Consider the following 15957-nt stretch of genomic DNA (forward strand, 5'->3'; position numbering starts at 1 on the left):
TGAGACTTGGATGAATCAATATCCAAGAAAAATGTTCAAGTATCAGACACCACTTCAGATGTATCGGGGTGGCTAAATTAAATTTGCAATTTGCCTTCTTATTCATAATTATAATTTTATATAAAATATTATAACATACTTGTAATTTAAAAATGAAAATGGTATGATCCGAGTGAGGTAACAAGATGAATAACATTAATAAGAATTTTGGGATTAACTTAAAGTCTTTGCTCAAAGCCAATCATAAAAGTCAAAAAGAATTAGCTGGGGCTATTTCAACTTCCCAAGCTAATGTCTCAAATTGGATCAAAGGAACGCATAAGCCTTCTAATCAGAAACTCACTTTGATTGCTGACTTTTTATCTGTGCCGCTTTCTGCCTTACTATCTAGTGAAAGTGATGAGACAATCATTAAAACAACTCAGACCATGCAACAATTGGTAACAAAGCGACGGACGGCAGTCTTATCATATGCTCGAGTTCAATTAGAAGAGCAAGTTCATGAAAGCGAGGCTTTATTCTCAGTTCCAGAGATTGAAACTGTTACTTTTGAACAATATGATTTGGAGTTTGCGGCTGGTGCAGGAATTTCTCTGGACGAGATTTACCATGTAAAACCCGAAAGGGTAACTTTGCCCGCCTCAGAAATCCCTTCGCATTTTGTCTTATCTTTTGTGGTACGAGGAAATTCAGCTTCACCTTTATTTGAAGATGGAGATCCTATGTTTGGTTTTCCATCAACGATGATTACAACAGAAGGGCTTTATGCTGTTCAATATGATGGAAGTACTTTTATGAAATACATTATTCCTCATCGGGATCACTTAACAATGCATTCTTTCAATAATGAGGAGTACCCTGATTGGGAGACTGATCCTGAAATCCCTGTTTACGTAATTGCTAAAATTATTATTCCAGATGCTCGTGGTGTTTATCATTGATGGAAAGGAGAATTTAAATGAGTGAGATAAAGGTAACGGAAGTCAAAGCAAAACGAAAATTATTTGAAGCCTTAAAAAAAGAAAATCAGCTTGCCCGGGAAGGAAAAATCTTTGAAAAAAGAAAACTTCATTCGACAGGTCTTTTAGGTCTTGATTTAGCAACCGGTGGAGGTTATGCAGAAGGGAGTGTTGTCGAAGTTTATGGAGAAACTAAAACTGGCAAAACTCATCTCGCTCTTGCCGCCGTTGCTGCCATGCAGAAAAAAGGTGAATTCTGTGTCTATATTGATGCCGAGCGTCGCCTATCAGAGGCTCGGATGATGCAATTAGGAGTTGAGGTAGATGATCTGATTGTTATCAATCCTGAGACAGAAGAAATTGCCTTTGATGCTATGGAACGATATTTGCAGTCAGCGGCCATACGTTTGATTGTGGTGGACAGTTTAGCTGTCATGTTACCAGAGAACAGCCTGAACTACTCACTTGGAAAAGGTAGTATTGATGAAGAACGTGAGCGCGTAATTTCAGAAGCTTTGAGTCGACTCAATCCTTTGATCGTAGAATCAGGGACCATCGTAATGTTTATTACTCATGTTCGCAATAATAATGGGCTGAAACAAGGAACGACATTTACTGTGGGAGATGACGCACTACGTTACTATGCCTCTATGCAACTTGAATTAATTGCGGATAATTTGATTATTTCATCTAAAGGAGAAACGTTAGGGCATAAGACAAATATTTTTGTGCGAAAAAATAGTACAGGTACTAATGACGGGCAAGCAACTTTGAAAATTTACCCAGCTGGTCTCTCACATGATCGTGAATTGATGGAGCTAGGAGTGAAGCACCGTGTCATTACACGAAATGGGGACTGGTTCATGTTTGGGGAGGTTTGTCTAGGGGCAACTATGGTGGAAGTAGCGGAATATCTTAATAACACTGAAGATAAGAAACATTATCGGGAGAAAATTGAAGGAGAGATAAGAAGAAATGAACGTTTAACTCTCAAACCTGCTTGAGGCTGAGTAAATTCTAAATTTTGGCAGATTTAATTTATCCATATGACTAAATGACTAAATCCTTCAAGATGGTTAATTTTCCCTGGACATTGTAAATGGAAACGACATACGAACACTTTGGTTATGTTTTGTGAAGTACCTTGGCCGGGATAAAATAAATCTTGGGTTCTAACGTCTAGCCAGCCTTTGTCTACCAAGTGGTATAGTATTTGAAGATAAACACCTGTCAGTTCTTGTTATTTTTAAATATGAGATATGTTTCCAGTAGTACGGTATGGAGTACGTGGATTGAAATTGCACGGAGTTCTAAAAGTATGGCAGAAACATTAAAAGTTGATTTTGCAGCTAGGGTCACAACTACTACACGAATAGTCAAATAAAATGTCAAATTTGATGAAAATCTGTTTTTAGGCGACTTAATTGAACATCTATATCACTTAAGATAATCTTTGCAAGTGATTAATAAAAATTGGAATTTACTATGTGGACTCTAAACTATTAGACTAGTAGGTAGAGATTTGTTTGAATTTTTTTGGGTAAATCGACAAATCCCAGATTCATATTGGTGTTTTTTGATTGCTATTCTGGGAAAAGAAGTTGTCATTTGTAGAAGATTCAACATAAGTCTTTAATCTACTGTTAAATTTCACCATATTTTTAAAGAGCTTTTGATAATAGCTCGGCGATTAAGAATTGAGAAATTTTTCACACATTCACAATTGTCATCCAAATGCTGAATCTAAAAATCAATCAATCTCAATTGTGGGCAAGAAATGGTATTTCTGTATTCTGATAAACAAGAATAAAAGGTGATTAATGCTATTACAGATAACACAATATGTAAATTCAAGTCACCCTTAATCTTTTCTAACAAAGCCTAGCTGATTATGTTGATGATACCTTTATCTTGACCACAGCTAGATTTTAGAAAATGAAAGTCAAATATCTTTGGCAATTGTGGATGAAGATTTATTTGCAATATCTTTATGATAGAATGAAAAGAAAAATTATTTTAAAAAAAATTATGCCGACATCGTCGGTATGGTAAATAAAAGAAGCTATTATGCAAGATTACCATTAGTAGATTTAGGAGAATGAAATGACAGCGTTGATTGAATTTAGAAATGTTATGAAGAAATTTGATGTTTCTTCAGAGTTAGTATTAAAAGACATTAATTTTGAACTTGAGCAGGGTAAATTTTATACCTTGCTAGGTGCTTCTGGCTCAGGAAAGTCGACAATTTTAAATATTTTAGCAGGTCTTTTGGATGCTACATCTGGTGATATTTTCCTTGAAGGAAAAAGAATCAATGACTTACCAACTAATCAGCGAGATATTCATACTATATTTCAATCTTATGCTCTTTTCCCTAATATGACGGTGGCCGAAAACGTTGGTTTTGCATTGAAAATTCGTAAGGTTGCTCAAGCTGAAATTGCTCAGCGTGTGGCCGAAACTTTGAAACTGGTTCAGCTAGAAGGTCTTGGAAGTCGTAAGATCAGTCGATTGTCTGGAGGACAAAGTCAACGTGTGGCCATAGCCCGTGCCATAATTGACCGTCCAAAAGTTTTACTTCTTGATGAATCATTGTCTGCCCTTGATATGAAACTTCGTAAAGATATGCAATATGAGCTTCGTGAATTACAACAATCTTTAGGTATAACTTTTATCTTTGTGACTCATGACCAAGAAGAAGCACTAGCTATGTCAGACTGGATTTTCGTTATGAAAGATGGCGAAATTGTGCAGTCGGGCACTCCAACTGACATCTATGATGAACCAATTAACCACTTTGTGGCTGACTTTATTGGTGAGTCTAATATTTTAAATGGTGTAATGGTCAAAGACTACCTGGTAAAATTTAACAACCAAGAGTTTGAAGCCGTAGATGGAGGTATGCGTAAAAACGAGCCAGTCGAAGTAGTAATACGCCCAGAGGATATTTGGTTTACTTTGCCAGATGAAGGTAAGTTCAATGTTAAGGTGGATACACAACTTTTTCGTGGCGTTCACTATGAAATCGTAGCTTATGACGAATTTAATAACGAATGGATGATTCACTCAACGCACAAAGCTATTGTTGGGGAAAACGTAGGTGTTGATTTTGATCCAGAAGCAATCCATATCATGCGTTTAAATGAAAATGAAGAGGACTTTGATGCTCGTATTGAAGAATTTGCTGAAGAAGATGAGCGTACAGAGGGGTTAATCAAAGCAGTTGTTGAAGAGGCTGAAGAGGAGGAAGCTGCAGTTCATGAGGCATTAGCTGAAGTTGTTCAAGAAGCTCTTGGACAAACTGACGAAGAGGCTGTGGCTGAAGCGATTGATGAGATCTTACATAGTAAGGACCCATCTGATTCAGAGAATAAAGTTGAATCAGTTGTTTCTGAGAAATCTCAAACAGGTTTAGATTTCAAAAAAGGGGAGGAAAATGTTTAAAAAAATTGTTCAGATTCCTTATTACCTTTGGTTGGCCCTATTTGTCGTAATTCCCCTAGCCATGCTCTTCTTTCAATCGTTTTTTAATATTTCAGGTCAGTTCACTTTTGCCAATTATGTGACTTATTTTACGGCAGGTACTTATTTAATGATGACATGGAATTCTTTCCTTTATGCTTTTATAATTACATTTGTTACTTTACTAATCAGCTATCCAACCGCGTATGTTTTGACTAAGTTGAAGAGAAAGCAGCTTTGGCTAATGCTTATCATCTTGCCTACATGGGTTAACTTGCTTCTTAAGGCTTATGCCTTCATAGGTATTTTTGGAAAATTTGGGACTGCTGATAATTTTTTAAGTTTCATAGGTCTTGGTCGTCCGCAAATACTTTTTACGGATGCCAGTTTTATTTTTGTTGCCAGCTATATTTCGATTCCCTTCATGATCATGCCAATCTTCAATGCCCTTGATGAGTTGGATGAAAATCTAACAAACGCTAGCTATGATCTGGGTGCAAGTAAATATCAAACCTTTCGCCGAATCATATTACCGCTCTCTATGCCTGGTGTACGGGCTGGGATCCAAGCTGTCTTTATTCCCTCGCTCAGTTTATTCATGTTGACTCGATTGATTGGAGGAAACAAGGTCATTACACTAGGCACAGCAGTGGAAGAACATTTCTTAACAACTCAGAACTGGGGAATGGGGTCTACTATTGCTATTATTTTAGTTGTTGTGATGGTCATCATCATGTATTTCACCAGAGAGAAGGAGGATAAATATGAAAAGTAAACACCGGATTGGGAAATTCTATCTTGCTTTTGTCTTAGTTATTCTTTATACCCCTATTTTTTATCTGATTTTCTACGCTTTCAATAAAGGGGGTGACATGAGCACCTTTACCGGCTTCACTTGGCAAAACTTTTCTGATTTATTTGCTGATAGTCGATTAATCTTGATTGTTATTCAAACTTTCTTTTTGGCCTTTCTCAGCTCACTCATTGCTACAGCTATTGGTACTTTCGGTGCAATGGTGATTGATAATCTTAAGAAACATAAAAACATTATCATGAGTTTAAATAACGTTTTAATGGTTTCTCCAGATGTCGTAATTGGTGCTAGTTTCTTAATTCTTTTCACAGCACTTGGCATGAAACTTGGTTTTACCTCAGTCTTACTTTCTCACATTGCATTCTCAATCCCAATTGTGGTATTGATGGTTCTTCCACTCTATCAGGAAATGGACAATTCTTTAGTGGATGCGGCAGCTGATCTTGGTGCAACACCTTCTCAAACTCTGAGAGAAGTCATTCTACCTTACTTGACGCCAGGTATTATTGCAGGTTTTTTTATGGCCTTCACTTACTCGCTTGATGACTTTGCGGTAACTTTCTTTGTCACAGGTAATGATTTTACGACAATGTCAGTTGAAATTTATAGCCGTGCCCGTGCCGGTATTTCACTTGAGATTAATGCTCTCTCAGCAGTTGTTTTTCTCTTTAGTGCTATTTTAGTTGTTGGCTATTATTTCATAGTCCGGGATAACGAAACCGTAGGGAAAGGAGCAAGCTTAACATAATGAAAAAATTACTCTCTTTCCTTTCTGCCATTGTTGTAATTATTATTACTCTAGGTGTCAGTTCATCCATTATGAATGCACAGTCAGGAACCAAAACGGACAGCAATACAATCACGATTTATAATTGGGGGGAATACATTGATCCAACCTTGATCACAAAGTTTGAAAGACAATCTGGCTACAAAGTGAACTACATGACTTTTGACTCTAATGAGGCTATGTATGCCAAGGTAAAGCAGGGTGGAACAAATTATGATATCGTTGTGCCCTCTGACTACATGATTGAAAAGATGTCAAAGGAAAATCTTCTTCAGACAATTGATCATCGAAAGATAAAAGGATTATCAGAAGATGATCCAAAGCTTTTGAATCCAGCTTTTGATCCAGGAAACCAATATTCAATTCCTTATTTTTGGGGAACTTTAGGGATTGTTTATAATGATGAATTAGTAAAAAGCCCACCAAAAGTTTGGAATGATCTTTGGTCTCCAAACTACAAGGATCAGATTCTGTTAACTGACTCTGTACGTGATGTTATGGCTATGGTCTTGTCCAAGCATGGTTATTCATTGAACTCAACTAATGAGATTCAACTCAACATTGCCTACCAAGACCTTCTTAAATTGACGCCAAATGTCAAAGCAATTCTTGGTGACGAGATCATGAATTACATGGTTAATAATGAAACTCCATTGGCGGTCGTATATTCTGGTCAAGGTGCAGAGATGGTTGCGGAAAATAAACATCTTCACTATGTGATTCCTGAAAAGACAAATATCTGGTATGACAACTTAGCCATTCCCAAAAGTGCAAAGAATGTGAAAGGTGCTTATGCTTTTATCAACTTTATGCAGGAGCCCAGGAATGCGGCACAAAATGCAGAATGGGTGGTCTATTCAACGCCCAACAATAAGGCAAAAGCTATGCTGCCTAAAGCTATTCGGAATGATAAGGAATTCTACCCTGCTTCAGATGTTATAAAAGAAGATGAAGCCTATAAGGACTTGAATCCATATTGGAATGGTTATTATAATGATCTTTATTTAGAATTTAAAATGAACTAACCCAGTTACTTAGTTTGAAAACAAAATTTTTTGATTGAGGGATTCCAGTGCAATCAAAGAACATAAAATAGAAAAATTAAAAGGTGGCTAATTATTTATATTCATTGGCAAGATCTGTTTCATCTTAAATATAAAGATATCTACCACAATTTTGATACATGCAAAAAAATATTATCACAGTAATATAGACGATTTAATTGATGTCATCGTTTACCAGAAAATACTATGAACTTCTAATAATAGAGCCAACAAAAATTACATGGAGATAAGTAATGAAACCCATATTGACAGACTTGGATGGAACTTTCTAAATATTTCAGGAAATTTTAATCATGAATACTTCAGAAAGTCAAAAATTACTTGATAAAAAAGAATCGCTTTTGCTGTAGTAATAGGGAAGCAGGTGGAACGTGTTGAAGAACTTTTTGGTGATTTAGACGAAAACCTTTGGATTACAGGAGATTCAACAAGTCTTATAAAATATAATGGTGTATTTGTATTTGAGTCTCTTATCTAGAATAGTTTAGGTAAGAAAGTGATCGCCCAAACTTTATCAGATTCAACACGACAAACAGTAATTGCATGGTCTGCACTCAGACAGCTACGTATATTTTAAAGAGCCGGTCAGAGGAGAACGGTTGCTTATCCGTCGCTCTTATACAATGGTCAAGGAGGTTGATAACCTTGGTGAAATTTTTGAATATTTCATCAAATTATCATTTTTTGATATTAAAGCACGTGCTTTTGAAACGATTAGGGGCATTGAAAAGTACAGAAATAAACTTTATATGGTTAGTGAGTGAACCAAAGTGGATTGACATTACAAGCTTTAACGTACATAAGGGAAGACTGTTAGACATTTACAAGAAATGCTAGGAATCCCCAAGCCGAAATGATTGCCTTTGGTGATGGTTATAACGATTTTGAAATGTTTGCTGAAGCTTGTGTGAGCTACGCTATAAACGATGCATTTGAAGAAGTGAAAGTAAGCGCAAGTCAAGTTGCCTTGAGAAATGATAAAGATGGTGTACTAGTAAAAATTGAGGAGTTGATTGAATCTTAAATATTTTTATGAGTTTTATATATTTATAAGGCTTTTTTCTTGCGTTTACGTATGTAACTGATATAATTTATTTATAAAATATGTTTACAAATGTAAACGAAAGGAGAAAATAAAATATGCCTGAAATTAATTCAAAATATATTCTGGGTGGTGTACACCATGTAACTGCGATTACTTCAAGCGCACAGAAGATCTATGATTTCTTCACTAACATTTTAGGATTACGTTTGGCAAAACTAACTGTCAATCAAGACGATTATGAGACTTATCATTTGTACTTCACAGATGAAGATGGAAATGCAGGAACGGACATTACCTTCTTTGATTTTCCTGGTATCCCTCAAGGAATGCATGGAACAAATAATATCGAACGTGCTAGCTTCCGAGTTCCATCCGATGAAAGCTTAAATTACTGGTATAAACGGTTTACAGAAGCTCATGTTGAACACGGAGAAATCGAAACAAAATTTGAGAAAAAAGCACTTGAGTTTGTAGACTTTGATAACCAACAATATCAACTGATTTCAGATGAGAATAATGTTGGTGTTAAGAGTTTCAATGCACCATGGCAACTTTCCAACGTTGAAAAAAAACATGCAATTACAGGACTTGGTCCAGTATTTGTTAAAGTGGCTGATTCAGAAAATCTTAAAGCAACTGTGACAGAAGTTTTTGGCTTTCGTGCGACAGCTACAGATGGAAATGCGACTTTGTTTGAAGTGGCTGAAGGAGGGAATGGTGCCTCACTCATCATTGAGGAATCAACTAATGAGCCTCATGCTTGGCAAGGATTTGGTACGATCCATCATATGGCACTTCGTACGGACAATCCTGAAAGTATACAATATTGGATTGATCGTATCCAGAGTTATCGTCTTCCAAATTCTGGCTTAGTTGACCGTTTTTATTTCTCAAGTGAATATGTTCGTGTTGCACCAGGTGTTTTATTTGAAATTGCAACTGATACACCAGGGATTGGAGCACTTCAAATGGCAAAGGATGGTAAATCTAAAGTTGATAGTTATGAAACTGCCTTAATCACTTCTGGTTTCTGGATTGATGAGACAAAAGAGGAAGCTGGTCTTGACTTGAGTTTACCACCTCATCTTTTTCCAGAAGATGAGGCTACAAAGGCTAAAGCAATTTCACGTTTGAGACCTTTAGATACTTCAGATGCTTTACGTGACCGTCGTGAGGATACGCTTTGGACAATGGAAAAAGTGGTTTATCGTATTCCAGTTGAAATCTAGTGATAGTATCAAGTTAATAAAGCAATTTTAGAAAATAAAATCAAAGAAAGAGAGTTATTGAGAGTGAAAAATTTTCAAAGCAATCAATTAAGTCCAAAAGAAATTTACAAAATTTTATCTGCGACTGTTATTCCTCGTCCTATTGCCTGGATTACCACAAAAAGTCGGGAAGGGAATGTGAATGTTGCTCCTTTTAGTTTTTTCAATATCGTTTCAAGTGAACCTGCAATCATCTCAATTGCTTTTCAAGATATGAAGGACACTGCTCTGAATATCTTGGAGACAGGAGAGGCTGTTGTTCATTTAGTAAATTTAGAAAATGTCGAGGAAATGAACAGGACCGCGGCAAAGCTATCCAAAAACGTAAGTGAAGCTTTAGAATTTGAGATTGAGCTGGAAAAATCTCAGATGATTGATACACCATCAATTAAGAATAGTAAAATTCGATTTGAGACAAAGCTTTATAAGCATCACGAAGTGGGTGAGAAGAGTCATTTGTTTTTACTAGAAATTGTGAATTTTTGCCTAGAAGATGATTTAATTGATGAAGAAAGTTTTCACATTGCAGTTGATAAGATGGGAGCTGTGGCTCGCCTTGAAGGAAATCATTATGCAAAACTTGGTGAGACCTTTGAAATAGAAAGGCCAGAATAGATATGATGCATTATTTTTTTCGGTCAGGAAATCCTGAACTTGCGCCTGTCCTCCTTCTCCACAGTACTGGAGGAAATGAGACAGAACTGATTCAATTAGCAGATATGATTGCATCAGAGCATCCTATCATAGCAATTCGTGGTCGAGTATCGGAACAAGGCTATAATCGCTATTTTGAACGTTATGCCGAAGGTAATTTTAATCTTAATTCTTTAGAAAAGGAATCGGATTGGTTAGTCAAAGAGATTAAAAATTTGTCAAACCAATTCAATTTAGATATCTTTAAAATGATAGTGATTGGTTACTCAAATGGCGCAAATATAGCTTTACATATTTCCCTTGCTAAAAACATAAAATTTGCGAAGATCATTGCCCTTCACGCGATGCATCTGACATCAGTCCCTGTAACTTCTGAAAAGTTAAAGGACACCAAGGTTTTTGTAAGTTATGGTGAAAATGATCCAATTGTACCTAAGTTAAGTTTTAACTCATTGATTGAGAATTTAAAATCTGCCGGAGCTAATTTAGAAATCCATACACAACCAGGAAGTCACCAATTGACACGATCAGAGATCAATGCTGCTCAACAGTGGCTCAAATAAAATTTTAAAGCTTCAAAGCTAATATATAATTTGGGAAAAGAGGGATGATAAAATGTTTAAAGTAACCGTTCATGATGCAAACCACACAACTGTCAAGGAATTCAAAGATGCTTCTGACTTCATAATGCTAGAGATGCGGGAGGTTCCAGCTTTTGAAGATAATATGCAAGTAGATCAGCTTGAGATTGATGGGAAAGTTATAGAATTTACAGGTTCTGTTATGGACTTATTCAACAAATATAATTCATAATTAAATTACAAAATTTAAAAGGAGTGAGAATGAAAAAGTTAGGTTTTTTGAGTTTTGGTTTCTGGCAGCCTCATGTAGCAGGTGTCCAATCAGCCAAGGAAAGCTATGAACAGTCAGTCGATTTGGCAGTTGAAGCTGAAAAAATGGGGATGGATGGTGCTTGGTATCGGGTTCACCATTTTGCGAAGCAAAGTGCTTCGCCTTTTCCACTATTGTCAGCGATTGGACAAAGAACAAGTAAGATTGAAATTGGCACTGCAATTATTGACATGCGCTATGAAAATCCATATATGATGGCAGAGAATGCCGGGATCACAGATATTCTGACTCAAAATCGTATTCAACTTGGTGTTGGCCGCGGAGCGCCTGAACAAGTTCAAGATGGCTGGAAGTATTTTGGATATGACTATAGTGAAGAAGAAATTAAGGAAATTGCACGTGAACGAACACTCGAATTTCTAAAATTAGTCAAAGGTCCACATTTTGCCGAGCCTAATCCTCAACCTATGTTTCCACAAGCTCCTGGTTTACTTTCACTCGAACCCTATTCGGAAGGGTTAAGTCAACGCATATGGTGGGGGGCTGGCTCACAAAGTACTGCGATTTGGGCAGCAAAAATGGGAATGAATCTTCAATCCTCAACTTTGGTGACCTATGAAAGTAAAGAACCGTTCCATATTCAGCAAGCCAATCAATTGCGGGCCTATAAAGAAGCGTGGAAAGAAGCTGGACATAACTTTGAGCCAAGGACTTTGGTCACTCGCTCTATCCTTCCAATTACTAATGATTTGGAACGCAGAATCCTAGTGGGCTCAGAACAGTCTCAAGACGAAGTTGGCTATTTAGCTCATCACCAAAATCCCACAATTTTTGGCCGTACATATGTAGGCGAACCTGAAGACTTAGTTAAAGATCTTCAAGAAGACGAAGCCATCAGGGAAGCAGATACTGTTTTGTTAACGATTCCAAGCACGTTAGGTGTTGAATTCAATGTGCACATGCTTGAAACAATTGTGAAAGATATGGCACCGGATTTGGGCTGGAGATAATGAAATAATTCTAATATCTTCAGAAAAAATGATATAAATAGCATGAATTTTTATGTAAAAAGGGGATTGAAATATTTCTCTTTTTGAATAGATTGTAATATTATGCAATTTTTGTGAGTGCTAAATATCTTACTTAGTCTGTCTTCTTAAAAAATTAACATAAGAATTTACCAAGAAATGCACAAAAGTTGCTGAAAAAATGACACTGAATAATCTTTCACTGCAGAGAGATGATAACTTATATTATTTAAAAAACTTTTTTAGAAAAGATATCTATAAATTGAGATAATAAAATTTGTGTCGATTATATGCAATGCTATGCTATACTATTGTCATGTTAAGAATATCCCAAATTAAAATCTCAATTGATGATTCAATTGAGAAAGTTAAAGAGCAGGTTTTGAAAAAGCTCAGACTATCAGAATCAGAACTTTTAGACTACCGTATTTACAAAGAATCAATTGATGCCCGTCATCGTGGACGGATAGATTTTATTTATACGGTGGATGTAGCTGTCAAAAATGAAGCAAAATACCTAGATAAAAGTCGATATAAGCAAATTTCATTGACTCCAGATCTTGAGTATAATGATCCTAAAGTTGGTATTAAGTTGATGCCACTACGCCCAGTTGTTATCGGTTTTGGCCCAGCAGGCATGTTTGCGGCCCTGCTGCTTGCACAAATGGGCTATAAACCCATTGTGTTAGAACGTGGTCAGGCTGTCGATGAACGTGTAAAAGCGATTGATGCTTTCTGGACGGAAGGTAAGCTCAACCCAAGCTCAAATGTACAATTTGGAGAAGGAGGAGCAGGTACTTTTTCGGATGGCAAGTTAACGGCTCGCACTCGTGATTTAAGAAGTCGAAAAGTCTTAGATGAATTTGTTAAGGCAGGAGCACCTGAGGACATCCTTTATATTGCTCACCCTCATGTAGGAACAGATCTGCTTCGTGGAATTGTAAAAAATATTCGTAAAAAAATCATTAACTTGGGAGGAGAAGTTCGATTCGAAGCTCAAATGGATAAGTTTGTCATAAAGAACAAGTCGATTCAAGCTGTTAAATTAATAAGTGGTGAAGAAATAAAAACTAATCATGTCATACTTGCGATTGGTCACTCAGCTCGAGATACGTTCTCTGAATTGCATGAAGAAGGTGTGGGAATGACAGCCAAACCTTTTGCAGTTGGCGTTCGTATTGAGCATCCTCAAGAAGTCATCAATAAAGCTCAATATAAAGAATTTGCTTCTAATCCAAGATTGGGTGCTGCAGAATATCGATTGACATACAAGGCCGAAAATGGCCGTGGCGTTTATACCTTCTGTATGTGTCCGGGTGGTTTAGTAGTTCCCGCAGCTTCTGAAGAAGGTCGTTTAGTTACAAATGGAATGTCGGAGCATGCACGTGATCAGATTAATGCAAACGCAGGTCTTTTGGTCCAAGTTTTCCCAGAAGATTTCCAATCAGATTCACCTTTGGCAGGTGTTGAATTTCAACGTCAACTAGAGGCAAAGGCCTATGAACTTGGAGGGGCGACCTATCGAGCACCAGCTCAGTTAGTAGGTGATTTTTTAGCAGGAAAAGCTTCAACAAAATTAGGAGAAGTGATTCCAAGTTATTCTTTAGGTGTTAACTTGACTGATTTGCACGCACTTTTTCCAGATTGGATTTCTAAACCGCTTGAAGAGGCATTGGTTGGTCTTGATCATAAAATTCATGGTTTTGCTCAAGCAGATGCTGTAATGACCGGTGTCGAATCTCGTTCTTCATCTCCTATACGAATCAATCGTGACGAGGAAAGCCTTCAATCTCTTACAACTAAAGGACTTTATCCATCTGGTGAAGGAGCAGGTTTTGCCGGTGGAATTGTTTCTGCTGCAATTGATGGGCTCAAGTGTGCAGAAAGCTTGATTTCAGAATTTGCTCGCCCTGAATAATTTTCTGCTGAAGGGCTAAGTTAAAAGTTAAAAGTGAGTTACTTTTTAATGTGACCTAAAATTATACTTTACATGTAGTGCTCCCTATAATCTGGACAAAATATCCAAATTATGGGGAGTTTTATATTTTTAATCAAATTTTTATATGAAAATACTATTTGCAAATACTCTCAATTTAAAATTACATCTAAAAATTTTAATATATATGATTGCAAAAAGTTGAGCATGGTATAATGAATAATGTTTAAAATTAATTTAAGAAATCTCATTATTTATTTATTAAGTTTTTTTATTCCTTTACTAATATTAATTTTCTTTTCTGTTTTGCTTAAATTGGCTCCTTTTGGTGGACGGAATCTCTTATCATCAGATTTATCGAATCAATATGCGCCTTTTTTAGCCTATTTTACCGATATCATACAGGGACAAGCTAATCCGTTTTATTCCTTTTCAATTGGGTTGGGGGATTCAAGCTTTGCTTTGGCAGCTTATTATTTACTTAGCCCATTTAATCTTATTTTAATTTTGTTTAAGGATGGGCAAACTGATGTTGCGATTACTTGGTTAATTTTTCTGAAGATAGCTTCCATATCTTCAGCAATGTTGTTCTACCTGCATATGCACTTTAAAAAATTAGATTTTTCGATGGTGGCCTTTGGTATGGCGTTTGCCTTCTCGAGCTTTGCAAGTCTTTATCTTCTAAATCTGATGTGGTTAGATGCTCTTATACTGCTTCCATTTGTAGTTTGGTCATTAGAGAGGATGATCAAGACTGGAAATGGTATTGTATATACTGTTTTTCTATTTTTAGCAATTGTTACTAATTACTATCTTGGTTTATATGACGTGTATTTTCGTTGTATTGTATTTTTTCTACATAACTCTTGTAGAAACCAAATTTGTTAATTTAAAAAGTTATTGGATACAAATTAAATTCAAATTTTGGAATTTTGTGCACTATTCTATCTTTGCAGGATTGATGTCAATGTTTGTTTTAATTCCTGCCATAGTGGGAATGCTTAAAACAGGAAAGACTAATAATTCTATTGCGACTTTTCTTCCATATCCACATTTTTTGACAGATATTTTTCAACAATTAGGAATTGATAACTCCAATTATTTGACTCGACTTTCTCATTTACCAAGTTTCTATGTGGGGAGTCTAGTAATTCTTTTAGTCGCTCTCTATTTTCAACTACCTTTTCGTAAAAAGGAGAAATGTTTCACCGCTCTTTTTCTTGGATTAATTTTTATTAGTTTTTGGATTCAGACAGCTAATGCAGTGTGGCATATGTTTCAGCAAGTTGCTGGATTTCCTTATCGAAATTCATTCATGCTTAGCTTTTTACTTATTATTATTGCCTACCAAGTTTGGCAACAACGTTTAAAAATAAGCCCATGGATACTTTTACGGACAATACTTATGATGATTGTTCTTTTCACTGTAGGTTATATGACCGGTTTATTGGCTGGAGTTCATATTAATAACATTAAAATTATTTTTTCTGGGCAGTGGAATTTTTACATCTATGCAGTTTTTTTACTTCTGATTAATGGTTTAGTTCTTTGGAAATTTAAAGGTAAGTTCTTGTTGTCCCTCCTTATTTTAGATATGTCTTTTAGCTTTTATAAAGACCTTTCAGTTATTCCAGGAAACTCTAGTAAGAGTTTCTTAAAAGAATATGAAGCTGTCACAAAACTTGCAGATTCAGTCAAATCTAGTAAGCCAGAATCGCCATTTTATCGGACTGATAGTCAACTTCATTTCTATAATGTTGGTTATAACCAGTCTCTTCAAAGTAGTTATTATGGCGTCGCGAGCTACAGCTCAACCTTAAATAATCAACTCCGTTTGACACAAAAAGCATTGGGGCAAGCTTCAAGAAATGAACGTCGAATTTCTTCGGTAGGTCTGACAGATTTTTCAAGTTATCTTTTGGATGTAAATTATGAAATTATTAACTCAGAGAGTACAAATATAAATTCAATAATCAATGGGGAAAAATATTTAGGCAAATTGCAAATTTAATTTAGCCACCCCGATACATCTGAAATGGTGTCTGATACTTGAACATTTTTCTTGGATAATGATTCATCCAAGTCTCA

At 36.1% G+C, this 15957-nt stretch carries 16 protein-coding genes; all 16 read left to right on the forward strand.

Annotation, left to right across the window (positions count from 1 at the left end; translation table 11 throughout):
• Positions 1-185: 185 nt before the first annotated feature.
• The 16 genes from HNQ37_RS07350 to HNQ37_RS07425 all read left to right on the forward strand — a co-directional run bounded on the left by HNQ37_RS07350 (position 186) and on the right by HNQ37_RS07425 (position 15880).
• Positions 186-941, forward strand: coding sequence for an XRE family transcriptional regulator (locus HNQ37_RS07350; RefSeq protein WP_183540823.1), 756 nt, complete (start codon positions 186-188; stop codon positions 939-941).
• Between the two features lie 17 nt (positions 942-958).
• Positions 959-1963, forward strand: coding sequence for an ATPase domain-containing protein (locus HNQ37_RS07355; protein ID WP_183540825.1), 1005 nt, complete (start codon positions 959-961; stop codon positions 1961-1963).
• Positions 1964-3062: 1099 nt separating this feature from the next.
• On the forward strand, positions 3063-4403 hold the full coding sequence (locus HNQ37_RS07360) for an ABC transporter ATP-binding protein (RefSeq protein WP_183540827.1): 1341 nt from the start codon (positions 3063-3065) through the stop codon (positions 4401-4403).
• Entirely contained in the window at positions 4396-5196 is an 801-nt protein-coding gene (locus HNQ37_RS07365; protein ID WP_183540829.1) for an ABC transporter permease, read from the forward strand. Before HNQ37_RS07360 ends, HNQ37_RS07365 begins: the two co-directional genes overlap by 8 nt.
• On the forward strand, positions 5186-5983 hold the full coding sequence (locus tag HNQ37_RS07370; RefSeq protein ID WP_183540831.1) for an ABC transporter permease: 798 nt from the start codon (positions 5186-5188) through the stop codon (positions 5981-5983). The genes HNQ37_RS07365 and HNQ37_RS07370 overlap by 11 nt, the downstream gene beginning before the upstream one ends.
• Complete coding sequence (locus tag HNQ37_RS07375) at positions 5983-7047, forward strand: ABC transporter substrate-binding protein (RefSeq protein ID WP_183540834.1); 1065 nt, start codon at positions 5983-5985, stop codon at positions 7045-7047. The genes HNQ37_RS07370 and HNQ37_RS07375 overlap by 1 nt, the downstream gene beginning before the upstream one ends.
• Positions 7048-7685: 638 nt before the next feature.
• On the forward strand, positions 7686-7850 hold the full coding sequence (locus tag HNQ37_RS07380; protein ID WP_183540836.1) for a hypothetical protein: 165 nt from the start codon (positions 7686-7688) through the stop codon (positions 7848-7850).
• 89 nt (positions 7851-7939) lie between these two features.
• A complete protein-coding gene (locus HNQ37_RS07385; RefSeq protein ID WP_183540838.1) occupies positions 7940-8110 on the forward strand; it encodes an HAD family hydrolase in 171 nt (56 codons plus the stop codon).
• Positions 8111-8226: 116 nt separating this feature from the next.
• Positions 8227-9360: a VOC family protein gene (locus HNQ37_RS07390; RefSeq protein ID WP_183540840.1), complete on the forward strand. Its 1134-nt coding sequence runs from the start codon at positions 8227-8229 to the stop codon at positions 9358-9360.
• A gap of 63 nt (positions 9361-9423) precedes the next feature.
• On the forward strand, positions 9424-10014 hold the full coding sequence (locus HNQ37_RS07395) for a flavin reductase (RefSeq protein ID WP_183540842.1): 591 nt from the start codon (positions 9424-9426) through the stop codon (positions 10012-10014).
• A gap of 2 nt (positions 10015-10016) precedes the next feature.
• Complete coding sequence (locus tag HNQ37_RS07400) at positions 10017-10616, forward strand: alpha/beta hydrolase (RefSeq protein ID WP_183540844.1); 600 nt, start codon at positions 10017-10019, stop codon at positions 10614-10616.
• A 52-nt stretch (positions 10617-10668) separates the two neighbouring features.
• Positions 10669-10866, forward strand: coding sequence for a hypothetical protein (locus HNQ37_RS07405; protein ID WP_183540846.1), 198 nt, complete (start codon positions 10669-10671; stop codon positions 10864-10866).
• Positions 10867-10895: 29 nt separating this feature from the next.
• The gene (locus HNQ37_RS07410) at positions 10896-11915 is read left to right on the forward strand and encodes an LLM class flavin-dependent oxidoreductase (protein WP_183540848.1); all 1020 of its coding nucleotides are present in this window, start codon (positions 10896-10898) and stop codon (positions 11913-11915) included.
• 334 nt (positions 11916-12249) lie between these two features.
• A complete protein-coding gene (locus tag HNQ37_RS07415; protein ID WP_183540850.1) occupies positions 12250-13851 on the forward strand; it encodes an NAD(P)/FAD-dependent oxidoreductase in 1602 nt (533 codons plus the stop codon).
• Positions 13852-14091: 240 nt separating this feature from the next.
• Entirely contained in the window at positions 14092-14757 is a 666-nt protein-coding gene (locus tag HNQ37_RS08585) for a YfhO family protein (RefSeq protein ID WP_183540852.1), read from the forward strand.
• Positions 14693-15880: a YfhO family protein gene (locus HNQ37_RS07425; RefSeq protein WP_183540855.1), complete on the forward strand. Its 1188-nt coding sequence runs from the start codon at positions 14693-14695 to the stop codon at positions 15878-15880. Before HNQ37_RS08585 ends, HNQ37_RS07425 begins: the two co-directional genes overlap by 65 nt.
• Positions 15881-15957 lie beyond the last annotated feature (77 nt).

This window comes from Lactovum miscens (genome assembly GCF_014202895.1).
Taxonomy (GTDB): Bacteria; Bacillota; Bacilli; order Lactobacillales; family Streptococcaceae; genus Lactovum; species Lactovum miscens.

Bases quoted from the DNA above. Each gene is read 5' to 3' on its own strand.
- HNQ37_RS07355 (WP_183540825.1), top strand. From the start codon at position 959: ATGAGTGAGATAAAGGTAACGGAAGTCAAAGCAAAACGAAAATTATTT.
- HNQ37_RS07400 (WP_183540844.1), top strand. From the start codon at position 10,017: ATGATGCATTATTTTTTTCGGTCAGGAAATCCTGAACTTGCGCCTGTC.
- HNQ37_RS07350 (WP_183540823.1), top strand. From the start codon at position 186: ATGAATAACATTAATAAGAATTTTGGGATTAACTTAAAGTCTTTGCTC.
- HNQ37_RS07405 (WP_183540846.1), top strand. From the start codon at position 10,669: ATGTTTAAAGTAACCGTTCATGATGCAAACCACACAACTGTCAAGGAA.
- HNQ37_RS07360 (WP_183540827.1), top strand. From the start codon at position 3,063: ATGACAGCGTTGATTGAATTTAGAAATGTTATGAAGAAATTTGATGTT.
- HNQ37_RS08585 (WP_183540852.1), top strand. From the start codon at position 14,092: ATGTTTAAAATTAATTTAAGAAATCTCATTATTTATTTATTAAGTTTT.
- HNQ37_RS07365 (WP_183540829.1), top strand. From the start codon at position 4,396: ATGTTTAAAAAAATTGTTCAGATTCCTTATTACCTTTGGTTGGCCCTA.
- HNQ37_RS07385 (WP_183540838.1), top strand. From the start codon at position 7,940: ATGATTGCCTTTGGTGATGGTTATAACGATTTTGAAATGTTTGCTGAA.
- HNQ37_RS07375 (WP_183540834.1), top strand. From the start codon at position 5,983: ATGAAAAAATTACTCTCTTTCCTTTCTGCCATTGTTGTAATTATTATT.
- HNQ37_RS07370 (WP_183540831.1), top strand. From the start codon at position 5,186: ATGAAAAGTAAACACCGGATTGGGAAATTCTATCTTGCTTTTGTCTTA.
- HNQ37_RS07415 (WP_183540850.1), top strand. From the start codon at position 12,250: ATGTTAAGAATATCCCAAATTAAAATCTCAATTGATGATTCAATTGAG.
- HNQ37_RS07390 (WP_183540840.1), top strand. From the start codon at position 8,227: ATGCCTGAAATTAATTCAAAATATATTCTGGGTGGTGTACACCATGTA.
- HNQ37_RS07410 (WP_183540848.1), top strand. From the start codon at position 10,896: ATGAAAAAGTTAGGTTTTTTGAGTTTTGGTTTCTGGCAGCCTCATGTA.
- HNQ37_RS07425 (WP_183540855.1), top strand. From the start codon at position 14,693: ATGACGTGTATTTTCGTTGTATTGTATTTTTTCTACATAACTCTTGTA.